Here is a 16,999-nt window from a genome sequence, read left to right on the forward strand (position 1 = left end):
TCGTCCGCATATGCGGAAGGGCCTCGCACCGTGAACGGTGCGAGGCCCTTCCGGGATGTTCGGGGTGTTACTGCGGGAGCACCGCGCGAACGGCGTCCAGGATGTTCGGGTCGAGTTCGACACCGGCGTCCTGGAGTGCGGTGACGCCCTGCTCGAAGCCGGCCAGGATGCCCTGGACCTCGGCGGGGACAGCGGGGGTCTCCGGAAGCTGCGGGACAGCGTTCTGGATGGCCGGCGCAGGGGTCTCGGCGGGCGCTGCGTCGACGGAGCGCTGCGTGGGCGCGCTCGACAGGCCGAGGCTCGACGAGCAGGAGGGCCATGCGCCCCAGCCCTGGCCGGCGAGGACACGCTCGGCGACGGCGATCTGCTGCTCGCGGCTGGCCTGGCTGGCCGAGGCGGCGTATTCCTGGCCGCCGTAGGCGTTCCAGGTGCTCGGCGAGAACTGCAGGCCACCGTGGTAGCCGTTGCCGGTGTTGATTCCCCAGTTGCCGCCGGACTCGCACTGTGCGAGGCGGTCCCAGTCGGAGTCGGGGGCGGCAGCGGCCGTGCCGCTGAACGCGACACCCGTGACGCCGAGGACTGCGCCCGTCAGCGCGAACTTCGCGACGGTACGACCGGTATTGGTGGGCTTGCGATGGCGTCCGCTCATGTCGGTTCCGTGTTCCTCTCCGTACGCACCTACGAGGTCAGCTGTCGGGTTCGGGCTGAAGAGGTCGCCCGGCCGTGTCGCTCCGTTGGGAGCGCCTTCGGCTTCACCCCGAGGACCGTCGCGCTTGCGTCGGCCCGGGCCTCCTGGACACCGTCCGGCTGTGGGCCGATCGGTTCCTGGGAGACCGGTGGGTCCCCCGTTTCCTGTCCCCTGTGGATCGTTCGTCGGGACTTCCGGAACCACGGGACAGGAATTTGGCGCGGCGGTTCCGGACCGGTCGAGCCAGGCGGTTCGACCGGACATGACGGTAACGGTTCCGAGGGCGAAGTGTCACCAATTGATAACGCGCCGATTCGTGTGGCGACAGACGTGTGTGGCGCGGACCAGGGAATGAAGTCCCAGGTAGTGGGGTCCGGGTACCCGAAATTTCGTTTCGAGTCCTGCTCGTTATCGGCTCGTTATGTGAGAAAGATCACAGGTGACTCGGGCGGGCATCCACAGGAACGATCTCCTTCCCCAGGGGCATCAGGGAGATCGGGATCATCTTCAGGTTGGCGACGGCGAGCGGGATGCCGATGATCGTGACGGCCATGGCGAGCGCGGTGGCGATGTGGCCGAGGGCCAGCCAGATACCGGCCACCAGGATCCAGATGACGTTGCCGATCAGCGACATGGTGCCGGCCGTCGGCTTGTCGACCGTCGTCTTGCCGAACGGCCAGAGCGCGTAGATACCGATCCGGAACGACGCGATGCCGAACGGGATGGTGATGATGAGGATGCAGCAGATCAGACCTGCCGCGAAGTAGCCGAGCGCGAGCCACAGCCCGCCGAAGATCAACCAGATGATGTTGAGCAGGATCCTCATGTCCGGTCTCCGTTCCGAGCGCGCCGGCCCGAGCGCAGCGCGAAGGCGATGGCGAGGGCGAAACCCAACGGCCATGCGAGGGTCAACAGATACAGCGCGAGTCCGGGCTTGCCGTCGGTGACCGCCGGAATGAGGAAGATGGCGACGACCGCCACCACACCGACGACGAAGCAGGCGATCGCGGCCTTCAGGAGGCCGTTACGCGGGGCGGCAGACGAATCCGAAGATGAAGTACCCACGTGACCACGGTAGTCGCCGCAAGGACGGACTGTGACGTCCGGGAGCGGGAAGACGATTCGGGGGCGGACCCACCTCTGCGGGTACACTGACAGGTGTCTACGCGTCCCGCTCGACCGAGCCGGGGCGCGTTGTTTTGCATGGTAAACGGGTTGCCCCGCTGTGGGGCACAGCTTTCGAGGAGCAGGTGAGCGCGGTGCCGACCGGCAAGGTGAAGTGGTACGACGTCGAGAAGGGCTTCGGCTTCCTGTCCCAGGACGAGGGTGAGGACGTCTACGTCCGCGCCTCGGCACTGCCGGAGGGAGTGGAAGCGCTCAAGCCCGGTCAGCGCGTCGAGTTCGGTATGGCGGTGGGCCGTCGGGGTCCGCAGGCGCTGAAGGTCGAGCTCCTCGAGCAGCCCACGTTGCGGCAGGGTCGCCGCGAGGCTCCCGCCCAGCAGAAGCGCCGCGCGCCGGACGAACTGCACGGCATGGTCGAGGACATGATCAAGTTGCTCGAAGCAGCGGTCCAGCCCGATCTGCGGCGCGGGCGTTACCCCGACCGCAAGACCGGGCAGCGCATCTCCGAGGTCATGCGGGCGATCGCGCGCGAGCTCGATCACTAGGGACGAACCACGACGGGCCGTCCTCGCCGTGTGCGAGGACGGCCCGTCGTCGTATGCGGGGTCGGGACTCAGAACGTCTTGACGGCCCACACGGCGTGCGCGATCGGTTCACCGGCCTCGTCGACGACGGCCGACGGCAGCTGGATCTCCACTCCGAGCAACTGCAGCTCCGGGGAGCTCTCCACGGTGAGGGTGCGGCGTGCACCGGCCTCGAACATCGCGCCGTCGATGTAGGTCTGCCCGGTCTGCGTGTCGCCGTAGACGGTGAGGATGCGCCACGGAGCATCGGCGATCTCGTTCGGAAGCGACAGCTGCAGCGGGTAGCCGGCCGGCACGTCGAGCTGACCGATCGGGTTCTCCACGCAGTCCTCGAGATAGAGATTGCAGTGCTGCGCGGGATCGACCGTCACGGTCTTTCCCCGTGCGTACGCGGTGATGGTGGGGAGCGTGGGCTCGGCCGAATCGACCAGTTTCCACACCGTGGCGGCGACTCCCGCTACCACGACCACCAGGGCCACCAGCAGCAGCGCGAGAGTCTTCTTCGTCCGGGCCTGCAACTCAACTGTTCCAATCTTCGGTGGGGGATCCACCGGCGCGCCTCCGCCCGGCAGCCGTCTCGGTGGAGACGCGTTCGGGTCGACGGCCGCCGAATCCCGGCAGCAATGTCCCCCCACGGTATGTCAGCACCGTCTGCGCGAATCCGAGAACCAGCACGACGGAGACCACAGCGAACCCGAGCCACAGTTCGGTCGGCAACAGCACACCCATCGCTCCGCCGAACACCCAGCTGAGCTGGAGAACCGTCTCGGACCTGCCGAATCCGGACGCGATGGACTCCTCGGGAAGGTCCTGCTGGAGCGATGCGTCGAGCGAGACCTTGGCCAGCGCGCTGGCGCACGCCGCCACGAGCGCCGCCAGCGCGGCGGCCAGGACGTTGCCGGTCGCAGCGACGACGGCGGACACGACGACGACCGCGGCGGTGCACCGCACGACGATGAGAGCGGGCCGTCCGAGCGCGAGTCGCGCTCCGGTCGCGTTGCCCGCGAAGTTGCCGACCGCGGCGGCGGCACCGACACCACCGAGCATCGCGGCCTGCATGAGCGGATCCTGTCCGGTGGTGTTCTTCGCGACGAACGCCATGAACAAGGTCAGGAAGCCGGTGAGGATGCGGATCGTGCCGTTGCCCCACAGTCCGGTCACCACCGCCCGTCCCAGCGGCTGCTTCCGTTTCCCGGACTTGGTGACGATCACCTCGGTCACGGTGTCGGCGTTCAGCACCTCGGTGCGCGCGTCGGAGCGGTGGTACGACAGCGTCGCCGGCACCTCACCCTCGGTGACCTCGACCCAGGCGGGGATACGCATGCTCAGATAGGCGCCGAATGCGGTAATCCCGGCGCACAGCCACAGTGCGCCCGACGAACCGAATGCCCATGCCGCGGCCGCCGCGATCGCGCCGGCACCGATCGTGCCGCCGACCAGGCCGAAGACCGTCAACCGGGAGTTCACCCGCACCAGATCGATCTCCGGTGGCAGGACTCTGGGTGTCACCGCGGATTTGAGCACCGCGAACGATTTGCTCAGCACCATCATGCCGAGCGCCGCCGGATACAACAGCCAGCTGTCGAAGTTGAACACCAGCACTACCGCGAGCACCGTGCGCAGCGCGAAGGACGTCGCCAGAGCGACGCGACGACCGTGCTGCAACCTGTCGAGCAGCGGCCCGATGAGCGGGGCGATGATCGCGAACGGCGCGATCGTGATGAGCAGATACAGCGCGACCTTCGTCCTGTCCTCACCGGTGGCCGCCGAGAAGAACAGGGTGTTCGCGAGCGCGACGGCGATGGCCGCGTCGGAGGCGAAGTTCGCCATCGTCGCGTAGGTGAGCGCCGTCAGGCCCGACTTGTCGGCGCCGTCGGCCGTGGCCGCTCGGCGGAAGGTCGCGATGCCCTTCGAGGTGAGTTCGCGGCTGCGCAGGGCCGCGACCCGCGTCACCGTCAGTTTCCGCGGCATGCGCGGAGCCCGCGGTGAGTCGGTCTCGGACGAGGACTCCGCCCGACCGGCCGCCGACGCACCCGGCGGTCGGCGCGGATGGTCGACGGGATGGAGGGGCGGCAGGGGAGTGCGACGGCCCGAGACGCGGCGCGGAGGCGGATAGTTGCTGTACCCCGGATGCTGCGAACCCGGGACACGGCCGTCCGCTCCCTCGGGGGCGGGTCGCTCGTCCGGTTCGGTCACGTCTTCGATTCTTCCCCACGCGATAGCGGCTGTAACACAAGGGCGGCACGTGGCCCGAGTGACGCGTGCCGCGATCGGTATGCCACCCGGATCACTCCACGAAACGCACTTCGAACAGCGTCGGCCAGTACTTGCCCGTCACCAGGAACCGATCGGTCCCGGGGATCCGTGCGATGCCGTTGAGGACGTCCACATCGGCTCCCGCGGGCAGCCGATCACGCAGCGGAGCCGCGTCGACCCGGGCCTCCACACGGCCCGAGGCCGGATCGATCAGCACGATCTCGTCCGTCTGCCACACGTTCGCCCAGACCCTGCCGTCCTCGGCGCACTCGAGTTCGTTGAGCTTCGACACGGCACGTCCGTCCCGGTGCACGGTGACGCGCCCGAGTTCGTCGAAGGTGACGGGGTCGCGGAAGATCAGCTCGGCCGAGCCGTCGCTCATCACCAGACGGCCGGGTTGCGCGCACAGCCCCCAGCCCTCGCCGTCGTAGTCGACCCGGCGCTTCTCGAGCAGGGTGTCGCGATCGCGGAGGACGGCCGTGCCGTCCTTCCAGGTCAGCTGCCACACCTCGTCGCCGACCACGGTGATGCCCTCACCGAAGAGGTCGTCGAGGACGGGTTCGCGGGTGCGCTCGGTCTCGGCGAGGGTGACGGTCCCGCCGTCGAGGTCGACCTCTCGGGCCGACACCCACGAGCGCCCGGCCCGGCCGGTGCCTTCGAGCAGTTCGCCCTCGTCGATCTCGAGGCCCTGGGTGAACGCCTCCGGATCGTGGGGGTGCGTGGCGACGACTTCCACACCGAGTTCGGTGGCGGGTGGACCGGGTTCGGCGACGAGATCGTCGCCGCATCCGGCGGTGGTGACGCAGACGACCGTCGCGACCGCGGCCGAGAGGAGAAGACGGGGCACGCGCCCATCCTGCACCTCACGTGTGAGCGGTGCCTGTACGACCTTCCGCGACCCGCAGGCGCCGGAGCAGACAGGTCAGGCAGAATGGGGGTCGTGAGTGTTGCCTCTGCTTCCACTTCCCGAGGAACGAACCCCGTGGTCGATCCGGCGGTGCGTTCCGTGCTCGCCGACGCCGTCGACCTCGCTCGGGCCGCACTCGACGAACTCGGAGACGGTGGAGTCGGCGCCTATCTGGGCGTGACGCGCGAGGACGAGTGCTCGGCCACCCATCGTTTCGCCTCGGAGCTGCCGGGTTACCGCGGTTGGCAGTGGGCCGTCGTCGTGGCCGCCGCCCCGGATTCGGATCGGGTGACTGTGAGCGAACTCGTGCTCCTGCCCGGTCCCGACGCGCTCGTCGCCCCCGAGTGGGTGCCGTGGAGCGAGCGGATCCGTCCCGGCGATCTGGGTCCCGGCGACCTGCTGGCTCCCGCTCCCGACGACGTGCGCCTGGTTCCCGGCTACATGCTGTCCGGCGACCCCGAGGTCGATGAGACCGCCCTCGAGATCGGGCTGGGCCGCAAGCAGGTCATGAGTCTGGAAGGTCGCCTCGAGGCAGCGCAGCGCTGGTTCGACAGCGAATACGGTCCCGACTCGGAGATGGCGAAGGCCGCTCCGTCATCGTGCCGCCTGTGTGGTTTCTATCTTCCGCTCGCCGGATCGCTGCGTGCGGCCTTCGGCGTCTGCGGCAACGAGTTCGCCGCCGACGGTCACGTCGTGCACGCCGAGTACGGATGCGGCGCGCATTCCGACACGACCCTGCCCACCGGCGCCGGTTCGCCGATCTACGAGGCGTTCGACGATTCGGCAGTGGAGGTCGTCGAGGTCGGACCGGCCGGCTCGGCGCCTGCGGAGTCCGCGACCACCGAGGTCGTGAGCACCGAGGTCGTGAGCACCGAGTCCACGCCGACCGATTCCACGGACGAGCTCGCCCCCGAGTCGTCTGCCCCCGAGTCGTCCGAGCCGTCCCCGTCCGAGCCGTCCCCGTCCGAGTCGGAACAGACCGACTGACGTGACCCGGCCGGACCCCGCGGATCCGTTCGGGACCGCGGCGTTACGCGAAGGGATCCTCGCGGCCTGGTCGTCGTCGCCCACCCGTCTGCGCGAGGACGCGGCGACCGAGGCCGATCATGTCCGCGCGGGTTACCGCGACCGCGTGTTGACCGAGCTCGCCCAGAACGCCGCCGACGCCGCCGCGCGTGCCGATGTACCGGGTGAGCTGCGTGTCTGGTTCGCCGACGGCCGTCTCCACGTCGCGAACATCGGTGAGCCGCTCCACGAGGGCGGTGTCCACGCGCTGACCGCACTGCGCTCGTCGAACAAGACCGGCGCCGGATCCACCGTGGGGCGGTTCGGTGTCGGCTTCACGGCGGTGCTGTCGGTCTCCGACGACATCGAGGTGCGTTCGCGCACCGGTTCGCTCCACTTCTCGGCCGAGCGCACCCGCGCGGTGCTGGCCGAGCGGAACCTGCCCGAGCCGGAGTCGGGTGTCCCGGCGCTGCGCCTCGTGTGGCCGACGGAGGCCCCGCCGGCGACCGGCAGCGACACCGAGGTCGTGCTGACCCTGCGCCCCGGGGTGGACCCGGTCGCACTGCTCGACGCCTTCCGATCCGAGGCCCACGACATCCTGCTCGAACTCCCGGGCCTGCACACCGTCCTCGTCGCCGACGACGAATTCACCCGTCACCGGCGCGAACTCGACAACGGCCTGTGGGAGGTGCGGATCGGCGATCGCACCTGGTGGGAGTTCGCCGGAGCGTCGGCGCGATGGCTGGTGCCCGTCGTCGACGGGCGGGTCGACCCGGTCCGCAGCGATGTCCTGCGTGCCCCCACCCGCTCCGACGAGGAGCTGTCACTTCCCGCGATCGTCGTCGCCGACGTCGCCATGCAACCCGACCGGAGGCGCGTGCTTCCCGGAGCCCACGTCGAGAACGTCGCCCGCGGATACGCGCGGTTCGTCGCGGCTCTGCCCGCCGAGCAGCGACTCGACCTCGTGCCCCTGCCGGGTTTCGCGCGCAGCGAGGTCGACGAACGCATCCGCGAGGCGATCCTCGACGAGTTGGCTGCCGGCGCGTGGCTTCCCGCCGCCGACCGCAGCGCCGATCTGGTGCCCGACCGGGCCGTCGCACTTCCCGGTCTCACCGACGACCTCGCCGACGTCCTCGGCGAGGTGGTCCCGGGGCTCGTGATCCCCGAGTTGTGCGGGCCGCGACATGCGTCCGCGCTGTCCGCCGTCGGCGTGCACCGGCTCGGTCTCGCGCGACTGGCCGAACTGCTCTCCGGGCACGAACGCGATCCGAAGTGGTGGAACCGCCTGTACGAGGCGCTCACTCCGCTCGTCGTCGACGCGGTCGCGGCCGAGGAACTCGCATCGCTGCCGGTTCCGCTGTCGGACGGACGGACCGTGACCGGCCCGCGTACGGCCGTTCTCGCAACGCAACTGCAGGATATCGGCCCGGTGTCCATGCCGTGGGTGCGTCTCGTCCATCCCGACGCCGCGCATCCGCTGCTCGCCCGGCTCGGAGCCGGCACCGTGACGGTCGAGAACCTGCTCGCCGACCCGGCGCTCGTCGCGGCCGTCGAGGACACCGATCCCGACGACCTCCACCCGGAGGGCGACCTCCCGGCCGGTGAGCTCGCCGACGTCGTGCTGCGACTGGTGCCGCTCGTGTCGCCCGCGGCCGTGCCCCGCGAACTCGGGGCACTGCTGCTGCCCGACACCCACGGCGACCTCGTCCCCGCCGACGAACTCCTGCTTCCCGGTGCACCGCTCGCAGAAGTACTCGTCGAGGACGCGCCCTTCGGCACCGTCGACCCGTCCGTCGTCGACCGGTACGGGGCCGACGCCCTGCGGGCGATCGGTGTGGGCTGGGGATTCACGGTCCTGCGTGCGGAACTGCCGACCGGCCCCGACCACGATCTGCCCGACGAACACCTGTGGTGGGAGCGGCTCGACGACGATCCCGAGGTGCTCGTCGCGGTGCGCGACCTCGATCTCGTCGACGATCGCCGCTGGTCGCGGGCGTTGACCCTGCTGGCCGCCGAGCCCACGACGGCCGAAGCGATCGCCGACCCCGCCGGATATACGGCGTGGTATCTGCGCACCCGCGCGTCGCTCGACGGCCGGCCTCTGGGCCACTACCGGTTCGCCGACGACACCCTCTTCGAAGGTCTGCTCGATCCCTGTACCCACCCCGACGCATCGGCCTTCCGCAGCGCCCTCGCCGGAACGCGGATCGACGACATCGAACTGGCACAGACACTGCTCGACCGGCTCGCGGACGACAGCAGGTCGCCGGGGCCGGCCGCGATCGTCGCCGCGCACGACGCGCTCGCCGCGGCGTTCTCGTCGGGTGGTCTCGATCCCGAGTCGGTCACTCTGCCCGACGGGGTGCGCAGCCTGTCGGGTGTCGTCGTCGACGCAGCCGACGCTCTCGTACCCGACCGTCCGTGGTTCGCGGCCGCGATCCCGCACGACCGCCTCGTCACCGGCGGCAGGGGAACCGCCCACGCGCTCGCGGACGTGCTCGACATCGCCGTGGCGTCCGCGGTGGTCGACGCCGAACCCGTCGAGCAGGGGAGGAGTTCGACGTGGGAGCGCGAACCGGCCGCGGTCCTGGCCGGAATCGTCGCCGGGGTGCCGCTTCCGCGCGGCGTACTCGCGCTGCACGACCGACTCGTCCTCCGCTGCTCCGGAGTCCTGACCGGTGAGGTCGAGGTCCCGTGGTGGGTCGACGCGGCCGGCACCGTCCACAGCACACCGATCGGCCTGGCCGCGGCACTCACCGCGCTCACGGCTCCGGACGTGAGAACCGAACCGTGACGCTCGATGCCGCGGTGCTCGACTGGATGGTGTCGCTCCGCGAGCCGTGGCTGACCACCGCGGTGACCGCACTCACCCACACGGGCGGGGGAGTCGCGACGAGCCTGATCGCCGCGGCGACGACGCTGCTGCTGGTGCGGGCCGATCGTCTGTCCGACGCCGTCCTCGTCGCCGGAGCGGTCCTCACGGGCTGGCCGTTGATGGTGTTGCTCAAGAATCTGTTCGGCCGTGTCCGGCCACCGGAACCCGAACGGCTCCTGGCCCTGCGCACCGAGTCGTTCCCGTCCGGACACGCGATGACCAGCGCAGTTCTGGCCACGGTGCTCGTCGCGGTCGTCGTGCGCACGTGGCCGCGCGGCGATCGCCGCCGGACCGCCGCGACGATCGCGCTCGCCGGTTACACCCTCGTGATCGGGCTCTCTCGCGTCTACCTCGCGGCGCACTGGTTCACCGATGTCGTCGCAGGCTGGATCTTCGGGATCACATGGGCCCTGCTGTGGGTGTGGTTGATCACTCGGGTGCGGATCCGTCGCTGACACCGCTGTGGGCTTGTCGCGGACGGCCGTGGGCGAGGGTCAGTCCAGCCCCGCCTGGGCGCCCCGGTCACCGCGTCGGGCGGCGCGACGCTGCAACAGGAAGAGCGCAGTTCCCAGCAGCCCCACCACGATTCCCGCCACGCAGACCGGAAGCACATCGTCCCGGAGTTCTCCGCCCACCACCGCCACGACGACGGTCGCCACCACCCACAGACCGGTTCCCACGGCAAGCGCGGGGCGAGGGTCGGCGAGGCGTCGGATGCGGGCTGCGACGAGCTGGGCGGGTTCCACGGTTTGCAGATTAGTTCCTTCGCGCTGCAATAATCGGTTCCCGTTGCGACGCCCCGTACTCGACGAGCGGATTTGTGGACATGGCCGTAGGCACCGACTCCAAGCGAACGTCCTTCCTGGACACCTATTTCAAGATCACCGAACGCGGTTCCACCGTGTCCCGAGAGGTTCGTGGCGGCATCGTCACGTTCTTCGCGATGTCGTACATCGTGGTCCTCAACCCGCTGATCCTCGGTAGCTTCTCCGCCGACGACGCGAGCGCGAAGATCGACGTGATGGGCAACATCCTGCCCATCAACCAGGTCGCCGCCGTCACCGCGCTGGTCGCCGGCTTCATGAGCATCGTCTTCGGTGTGGTCGCCAACTATCCGTTCGCCATCGCCGCCGGCCTCGGCATCAACAGCCTGCTGGCGGTGACCATCGCGCCGCAGGTCACCTGGCCCGAAGCGATGGGCCTGGTGGTCATCGACGGCATCATCATCGTCGTGCTGGCCCTGACCGGTTTCCGCACCGCGGTCTTCAACGCGATCCCGGCAGAACTCAAGGCCGCCATCGCTGCCGGTATCGGCGCCTTCATCGCCATGATCGGCCTCGTCGACGCCGGCTTCGTCCGCCGCATCCCCGACGCCGCCGGCACCACCGTCCCTGTCGGCCTGGGCATCGACGGCTCCATCGCGTCGTGGCCGACCTTCGTCTTCGTCGTCGGTGTGCTGCTCATGGGTGTGCTCGTCGCACGCAAGGTGCGCGGCGGACTGCTGATCGGCATCGTCGCCACGACGATCCTGTCGATGATCATCGAGGCCATCGCCGACGTCGGCCCGTCGCTGGGCACCAACCCCAAGGGCTGGAACCTCAGCACCCCCGACGCCCCCGACTCCTTCTTCGGCATCCCGAACCTGAGCCTCGTCGGCAACGTCGACCTGTTCGGCGCGTTCACCCGCATCGGCGTGATCGCCGCGACCCTGCTCGTGTTCACGCTCGTCCTCGCGAACTTCTTCGACGCCATGGGCACCATGACCGGCCTCGGCAAGGAAGCCGGCCTGGCCGACAAGAACGGCACCCTGCCCGGCATCGGCAAGGCCCTCGTCGTCGAGGGCACCGGCGCCATCGTCGGTGGTGGCGCTTCCGCCTCGTCGAACACGGTGTTCGTCGAATCGGCCTCGGGTATCGCGGAAGGAGCCCGCACGGGCCTGGCCAACGTGGTCACCGGTGTGATGTTCCTGCTCGCGATGTTCCTGACCCCGCTGTACGAGGTGGTCCCGATCGAAGCGGCCGCTCCGGCTCTCGTCGTGGTCGGTGCCCTGATGATCGGCCAGGTCCGCGACATCGACTTCTCGGTGTTCGCTGTGGCGCTGCCGGCCTTCCTGACCATCATGGTCATGCCGTTCACCTACTCGATCGCCAACGGCATCGGCGTCGGCTTCATCACCTGGGTGATCCTGCACGCCGCGAGCGGCAAAATCCGCACCATCCATCCACTGATGTGGATCGTCGCAGTGCTGTTCGCCCTGTACTTCTCGGTCGATCCGCTCACGGAACTGCTCACCTAGGCAGCCGACGCGTGTTTCGGGCGATGTGACGTATTCTGCACGCCATGATCTCGGATACACGCGCACTCGCCGGTGACCTCTCACTCGCCGTTGTGCGTCTGACGCGTCATCTGCGGGGGAGACGCACCGATTCCCGAGTTTCTCTGACCCAGATCTCGGCAATGGCCACCCTCGCGCAGGAAGGTGCGATGACCCCGGGGGCACTGGCAGCGCGCGAACGCGTCCAACCACCCTCGATGACCAGGGTCATCGCGTCTCTGCACGAACTCGGTCTCGTCGAGCGGACGCCGCACCCGACGGACGGACGACAGATCATCGTGACGCTGTCCGAAGCCGGGAGGGAATTGCTCGCCGACGAGGCGCAGGCACGCGAAGTGTGGCTGACCGAACGGCTCGACAAACTCGATCCCGACTCGCTCGCCACGTTGCGCGACGCCGTCGGAATCCTCACGGCGCTCGTCGCTGAAGACGACTGACCGCACCGCGGTCGATGACGACCGACCGCACCGCGGTCGTGACGACCGACCCGGTGCGGGAGGGTGCAGGGCCGCTGGGAGAATGACCCGGTGGTTCACGTCATCGACATCGACGATCCTTCCGACCCCCGGGTGGACGACTTCCGCGATCTCAACTCCGCGGACCGTCGGCCCGACCTTCCCGGTGGCAAGGGTCTGGTGATCGCAGAGGGTGTGCTGGTGGTCCAGCGCATGCTCGACTCCCGGTTCGCTGCGACCAGCCTGCTCGGGGTGAGTCGGCGGCTGGACGAACTCGCCGACGACCTGCGTGACGTCGACGTGCCGTTCTACCGCACCGATGCGGCGACCATGGCGGAGGTCGTCGGCTTCCACCTCAACCGCGGGGTGCTCGCCGTCGCGCACCGGCCCGAACCGCTCTCGCTCGACGACGTCCTCGACAAGGCAACCACGGTCGCGGTGCTCGAAGGGGTCAACGACCACGAGAACGTCGGCTCGATGTTCCGCAACGCCGCCGGACTCGGCGTCGACGGTGTGCTCTTCGGGAAAGGATGCGCCGACGCTCTGTACCGGCGTGCGGTGCGCGTGTCGATGGGGCACGTCCTCCGGGTCCCCTTCGCGCACGTCGACCGGTGGCCGTACGACCTGGATCTGTTGCGCAGCAGAGGATTCCAACTGATCTCCCTGACCCCGGACCCACGGGCGATCCCGCTCGCCGAAGCGATGACGGGGGAAAAAGTCGCGCTCCTGCTCGGCGCCGAGGGGCCGGGCCTGACCGAACATGCGATGCGGGCGACCGACGTGCGTGCCCGGATTCCCATGGCTGTCGGCACGGATTCGCTGAACGTGGCCACCGCGGCTGCGATGGCGTTCTACGAGCGGGTGCGGCTTCCGCGATGAGCCAGGCTCGCGGTCCTGCGCCCACTCCCTGGGCGACGGGGCTCACGCTGACGGCTTTATCCTTCGCCGCCACCGTCATCACCGTCGTCGCCTGCGGGCAGGTGCTCGGCCGGATCCATCCGGTCCTCGCCGTCGTCGTCAATGTCGTGACGGTCGCGGGAGTCGCGCCGACCGTGTGGTCGTGGCTCCGGGTGCAGGTACTGCGCTGGCTCGCCGCCGGTTTCCTGGCCGGTGTGCCGTTCGGCTGGCTCGCGCTGCTCGGGTCCTGAACGAGTTCTGGGTGCGATTGCCGGCGGAAAACCCCCAACCTCCATTGGAGAATTCCGACGAAGCGCACACTCGAGATGTCGGGTCATCCGGAAGGAGCATCATGTCACGCAATGTGCATGCCGAGCGGGAGGAAATGTCGGTCAAGCAGGGTCTCGCCGCGGGCACGTCGGTCGGTGCCGCAATCATCATGACCTTGATCGGTGCTCTGCAACTGTTGCAGGGAATTGCTGCGGTCGCCGAGGACGAAGTCTTCGTCGCCGGCCAGGAGTATCTGTTCACGTTCGATCTCACCACGTGGGGGTGGGTCCACATCGTTGTCGGTGTCGTGATGGTGATCGTGGGCATCGCGTTGATTTCCGGGGCGACATGGGCGCGCGTCTCCGCAATGGTCATCGCCGCGCTGTCGATCCTGGTGAATTTCATGTGGCTTCCCTACTACCCAGGGTGGGCGCTTGCGATCATCGCCCTCGATGTAGTGGTCATCTGGGCGATCGCGACCTGGAACCCCCGCGCGGTGTACTCCTGACCGACTCGAGCCGGTACCGAAGCGCGCCGATTGCGCAAACCGATGTCCTCCACCCATGAACGGGCGTATGGTATATCCGGCCCTCCCCGATCAGAGGGACGGAGGTCGTCATGACTGAAGATGGACCTGCCGAAGCCCGAATCGGACAGTCGTCACGATTCGACGCCGGTATCGATGAGTGGACCGGGGGCCGCGAGTAGTGGCAGTGCCGTAGCGGCACACCGCAGGGGGAAACAGGATTCGAGATCTTCATTCTCCGGTGGTTTCATGGGGGCATCGTCCCGCCATCGGTTCGGCCGAGGAGGTTCGGCTATGGATTCATTCTGGGACTACGTGTGGTACACCGTCGTCGTATTCGCCTTCGTGGCATACCTGATCGTCCTGTTCCAAATCATCGTCGACCTCTTCCGGGATCACTCCGTGTCCGGTTGGGTCAAAGCGATGTGGGTCATCGGTCTGGTGCTCCTTCCGTACCTGACAGCGCTGGTCTACCTGATCGTCCGCGGTCGGGGAATGGCTCTGCGGGCACAACAGGCCCAGGCCGAGGCGAAGCAGGCCACCGACGAATACATCCGGACCGTGGCGGTCGGGAAATCCCCGGCTCAACAGATCGCCGATGCCAAGGCCCTGCTCGACTCCGGTGCGATCACGCCCGCGGAGTACGAACACCTCAAGGCGCAGGCGCTCGGCAACGCCACGACCGGACGTGACGGCGTGCCCATCGCGTGAATCGTCGTCGCGGGGAGGGCGCTGCGGACGGAGTCCTCCCGTGGTCGGCTCGTGCGTTCGACGCCTCGTCGCGTCGAGGAGCCGGCGGTCGAAAGTGTAAGGGTGGCAGCATAACCCGCAGGCACCCTTGTTCCTGAGAATCGGACCGTGACCGTTCCTCGCGAGGATCGGCGCACGGTCGATGTCTCCTTCGTACACGAGAGGATTGTCATGTCACAGGATGTACGCCCCGACCGGGGCGGGGTCAGTGTCAAACAGGGCATCGCCGCAGGCACCTCGATCGGAGCAGCGATCATCCTGGCAACTGTCGGCATCGTCCAGATCTTCCAGGGCATCGCTGCGGTGGCCGAGGACGAAGTGTTCGTGCGGGGCGTGGAATACACGTTCAAGTTCGACTTCACCACGTGGGGATGGATTCACATCGTCCTCGGTGTCGTGATGCTGGTCGCCGGTCTCGCGTTGATGAGCGGTGCCACGTGGGCTCGCGTCACGGCCATCATCATCGCCGCGTTGTCGATCATCGCGAACTTCCTGTGGTTGCCGTACTACCCGTGGTGGTCGATCCTGATCATCGCGTTGGACGCGGTCGTGATCTGGGCGATCTCGACCTGGCAGCCACGCTCCGACTACTACTGACGCGACCGTGCAAGAAGACGGCCGCAACGTCCGGGGTGATCCGGGCGCGAACGTCGCGACCGAAGTTCCCCGATCGCGGGCACGGCGGTGGGCACTGCACCTCACACTTCCCGGGTGTTGGGGTGCAGTGCTTTTCGCGTGCCTGTCGTTCACCCCGTCGTTGCTTCCGCGCGGCGGGATCCTGCAGGGGATGATCTGCGGGATCACTGCCGCGATCGGATACGGCCTCGGCGTGCTCCTCGCGTTCGTGTGGCGCGCCTTCGCCGACCGGCCTCCTCGGTCTCCCAAGGCTGCGTCGTGGTGGATCTTCGGCGCCTGCGGGGCGGTCCTCTTCGCGGTCTTCTTCGGGCTCGGCCAGTACTGGCAGCACGAGATCCGTACTCTGATGGGGGTTTCCGAGTACAACCTGGCACTTGCGGTTCTCTCCCCGCTCGTCGCGGTCGTGATGTTCGCTGTGCTGCTGGCGATCGGACGTGGTATCCGCGCCCTGTACCACTGGGCGGCACGGACACTCGACCGGTGGATCGGGCAGCGGGCCGCGAACGTCGTGGGGTGGGTTCTCGTCGCGGGACTCGTGTACGCGATCGTCTCCGGAGTGCTCCTCGCCGGCTTCATCGACGCCGCCAATGCGGCGTTCTCGGCGCGGGACACGAGAACCGAGGAAGGTGTGCAGCAACCGACGACCGCACTCCGCTCCGGTGGACCGGATTCGGTCGTTCCGTGGGATTCTCTCGGGTGGCAGGGGCGGATCTTCGTCGGGCAGGGGCCGACCACCGAACAACTCGGTGAGTTCACCGAAGATCCTGCCCTCGAACCGATCCGGATCTACGCCGGCCTGGCATCGGCGGACGACACCGAGGATCGCGCGTCCCTCGCTGTCGAGGACCTCACCCGGGCAGGAGGATTCGAGCGGAGCAACCTGGTCGTCGTGACGACGACGGGGAGCGGCTGGGTGGACCCGGCCCTGGTGGACTCCGTCGAGTACCTCACCGGCGGCGACGTCGCGACGGTCGCGATCCAGTACTCCTATCTGCCCTCGTGGATCTCCTATCTCGTCGATCAGTCGAAGGCGCGGGAAGCCGGACGCGACCTGTTCGACGCGGTCTACGACGTCTGGTCGAAGCTTCCCCAGGATGCCCGCCCCCGACTGCTCGTGGCTGGGGAGAGCCTCGGTTCGTTCGGCGGGGAGACCGCCTTCAGCGGCGAGTACGACCTGCGCAATCGCACGTCGGGCACGGTCTTCGCCGGACCTCCGAACTTCAACGTCCTCTTCCGGGAGTTCAGCGATCGCCGGGAGGCCGGCAGCCCCGAGATCGAACCGGTCTTCCGGGACGGCCGCACGGTGCGGTTCACGAACGACCCACAGGCGGAGATCCCGCCGACGGACGAGCCGTGGGAGGGGAGTCGGGTGCTGTATCTGATGCACCCGTCGGACCCGATCGTCTGGTGGAGTCCGCACCTGATCACGAGTGAGCCGGACTGGATCGGCGAAGCCCCCGGCCGCGACGTGCTCGAGGACATGGTGTGGATCCCGTTCGTGACCTTCTGGCAGGTCACGGCCGATCTGCCCTTCTCCACGGGTGTCCCGGCCGGGCACGGCCACAAGTACAGCACCGAGTACGTCGACGCCTGGGCTCTCGTCCTGCAATCCCCGGAGATCACACCCGACGACATCGACGAGGCGAAATTCACTGTCGGAGCAGAGGAGTGACGAGTCCGACCGGGAGCGTCG

19 protein-coding genes and 1 riboswitch are annotated in these 16,999 nt (G+C 68.3%); of the genes, 12 read left to right on the forward strand and 7 right to left on the reverse strand.

Annotated features, from left to right (window positions below):
- Positions 1-67: 67 nt before the first annotated feature.
- From RBB84_RS00140 to RBB84_RS00150, 3 genes are all read right to left on the reverse strand, one after another.
- Positions 68-649, reverse strand: a complete 582-nt coding sequence (locus RBB84_RS00140; RefSeq protein WP_006551680.1) for a transglycosylase family protein — start codon at positions 647-649, stop codon at positions 68-70.
- 10 nt (positions 650-659) lie between these two features.
- A riboswitch (cyclic di-AMP (ydaO/yuaA leader) is annotated at positions 660-794 on the reverse strand.
- Between the two features lie 327 nt (positions 795-1,121).
- Positions 1,122-1,514, reverse strand: coding sequence for a YccF domain-containing protein (locus tag RBB84_RS00145; RefSeq protein ID WP_064255914.1), 393 nt, complete (start codon positions 1,512-1,514; stop codon positions 1,122-1,124).
- Positions 1,511-1,753 (reverse strand): hypothetical protein, encoded by a 243-nt coding sequence (locus tag RBB84_RS00150; protein WP_064255913.1) that lies wholly within the window; start codon positions 1,751-1,753, stop codon positions 1,511-1,513. Before RBB84_RS00150 ends, RBB84_RS00145 begins: the two co-directional genes overlap by 4 nt.
- Positions 1,754-1,947: 194 nt before the next feature.
- Between RBB84_RS00150 and RBB84_RS00155 the strand changes: the two genes are divergently transcribed.
- Entirely contained in the window at positions 1,948-2,355 is a 408-nt protein-coding gene (locus tag RBB84_RS00155) for a cold-shock protein (RefSeq protein WP_006551677.1), read from the forward strand.
- Between the two features lie 68 nt (positions 2,356-2,423).
- Here the strand turns inward: RBB84_RS00155 and RBB84_RS00160 are convergent, their stop codons facing one another.
- The 3 genes from RBB84_RS00160 to RBB84_RS00170 all read right to left on the reverse strand — a co-directional run bounded on the left by RBB84_RS00160 (position 2,424) and on the right by RBB84_RS00170 (position 5,497).
- Complete coding sequence (locus RBB84_RS00160; RefSeq protein WP_006551676.1) at positions 2,424-2,912, reverse strand: DUF2771 domain-containing protein; 489 nt, start codon at positions 2,910-2,912, stop codon at positions 2,424-2,426.
- 1 nt (position 2,913) lies between these two features.
- A complete protein-coding gene (locus RBB84_RS00165) occupies positions 2,914-4,590 on the reverse strand; it encodes an MFS transporter (RefSeq protein ID WP_006551675.1) in 1,677 nt (558 codons plus the stop codon).
- 91 nt (positions 4,591-4,681) lie between these two features.
- Positions 4,682-5,497, reverse strand: a complete 816-nt coding sequence (locus RBB84_RS00170) for a glutaminyl-peptide cyclotransferase (RefSeq protein WP_006551674.1) — start codon at positions 5,495-5,497, stop codon at positions 4,682-4,684.
- A 135-nt stretch (positions 5,498-5,632) separates the two neighbouring features.
- Between RBB84_RS00170 and RBB84_RS00175 the strand changes: the two genes are divergently transcribed.
- From RBB84_RS00175 to RBB84_RS00185, 3 genes are read left to right on the forward strand one after another with little or no spacing between them, the layout of a single operon-like run.
- Positions 5,633-6,544, forward strand: a complete 912-nt coding sequence (locus RBB84_RS00175; RefSeq protein ID WP_064255912.1) for a DUF3027 domain-containing protein — start codon at positions 5,633-5,635, stop codon at positions 6,542-6,544.
- A 1-nt stretch (position 6,545) separates the two neighbouring features.
- A complete protein-coding gene (locus tag RBB84_RS00180) occupies positions 6,546-9,356 on the forward strand; it encodes a hypothetical protein (RefSeq protein ID WP_064255911.1) in 2,811 nt (936 codons plus the stop codon).
- Positions 9,353-9,892, forward strand: coding sequence for a phosphatase PAP2 family protein (locus RBB84_RS00185; RefSeq protein ID WP_019289931.1), 540 nt, complete (start codon positions 9,353-9,355; stop codon positions 9,890-9,892). Before RBB84_RS00180 ends, RBB84_RS00185 begins: the two co-directional genes overlap by 4 nt.
- A gap of 39 nt (positions 9,893-9,931) precedes the next feature.
- On the opposite strand, the gene RBB84_RS00190 is transcribed toward RBB84_RS00185, so the two are convergent.
- On the reverse strand, positions 9,932-10,183 hold the full coding sequence (locus RBB84_RS00190; RefSeq protein WP_006551670.1) for a DUF2530 domain-containing protein: 252 nt from the start codon (positions 10,181-10,183) through the stop codon (positions 9,932-9,934).
- Between the two features lie 80 nt (positions 10,184-10,263).
- On the opposite strand from RBB84_RS00190, the gene RBB84_RS00195 reads away from it, so the two are divergent.
- The 8 genes from RBB84_RS00195 to RBB84_RS00230 all read left to right on the forward strand — a co-directional run bounded on the left by RBB84_RS00195 (position 10,264) and on the right by RBB84_RS00230 (position 16,978).
- Positions 10,264-11,733, forward strand: a complete 1,470-nt coding sequence (locus RBB84_RS00195) for an NCS2 family permease (RefSeq protein ID WP_064255988.1) — start codon at positions 10,264-10,266, stop codon at positions 11,731-11,733.
- Positions 11,734-11,777: 44 nt separating this feature from the next.
- Positions 11,778-12,209, forward strand: a complete 432-nt coding sequence (locus RBB84_RS00200; RefSeq protein WP_006551668.1) for a MarR family transcriptional regulator — start codon at positions 11,778-11,780, stop codon at positions 12,207-12,209.
- A gap of 90 nt (positions 12,210-12,299) precedes the next feature.
- Complete coding sequence (locus RBB84_RS00205; protein WP_024103089.1) at positions 12,300-13,106, forward strand: RNA methyltransferase; 807 nt, start codon at positions 12,300-12,302, stop codon at positions 13,104-13,106.
- On the forward strand, positions 13,103-13,375 hold the full coding sequence (locus RBB84_RS00210) for a DUF2537 domain-containing protein (protein WP_064255910.1): 273 nt from the start codon (positions 13,103-13,105) through the stop codon (positions 13,373-13,375). Before RBB84_RS00205 ends, RBB84_RS00210 begins: the two co-directional genes overlap by 4 nt.
- Positions 13,376-13,476: 101 nt before the next feature.
- The gene (locus RBB84_RS00215; protein ID WP_019289926.1) at positions 13,477-13,902 is read left to right on the forward strand and encodes a hypothetical protein; all 426 of its coding nucleotides are present in this window, start codon (positions 13,477-13,479) and stop codon (positions 13,900-13,902) included.
- Between the two features lie 312 nt (positions 13,903-14,214).
- Positions 14,215-14,631, forward strand: a complete 417-nt coding sequence (locus RBB84_RS00220) for an SHOCT domain-containing protein (RefSeq protein ID WP_019289925.1) — start codon at positions 14,215-14,217, stop codon at positions 14,629-14,631.
- A gap of 210 nt (positions 14,632-14,841) precedes the next feature.
- Positions 14,842-15,267: a hypothetical protein gene (locus RBB84_RS00225; protein WP_019289924.1), complete on the forward strand. Its 426-nt coding sequence runs from the start codon at positions 14,842-14,844 to the stop codon at positions 15,265-15,267.
- 127 nt (positions 15,268-15,394) lie between these two features.
- Positions 15,395-16,978, forward strand: a complete 1,584-nt coding sequence (locus RBB84_RS00230; protein WP_064255987.1) for an alpha/beta-hydrolase family protein — start codon at positions 15,395-15,397, stop codon at positions 16,976-16,978.
- Positions 16,979-16,999: the final 21 nt, after the last annotated feature.

Source organism: Rhodococcus sp. D-6, from assembly GCF_040256695.1.
GTDB lineage: Bacteria > Actinomycetota > Actinomycetes > Mycobacteriales > Mycobacteriaceae > Rhodococcus > Rhodococcus pyridinivorans.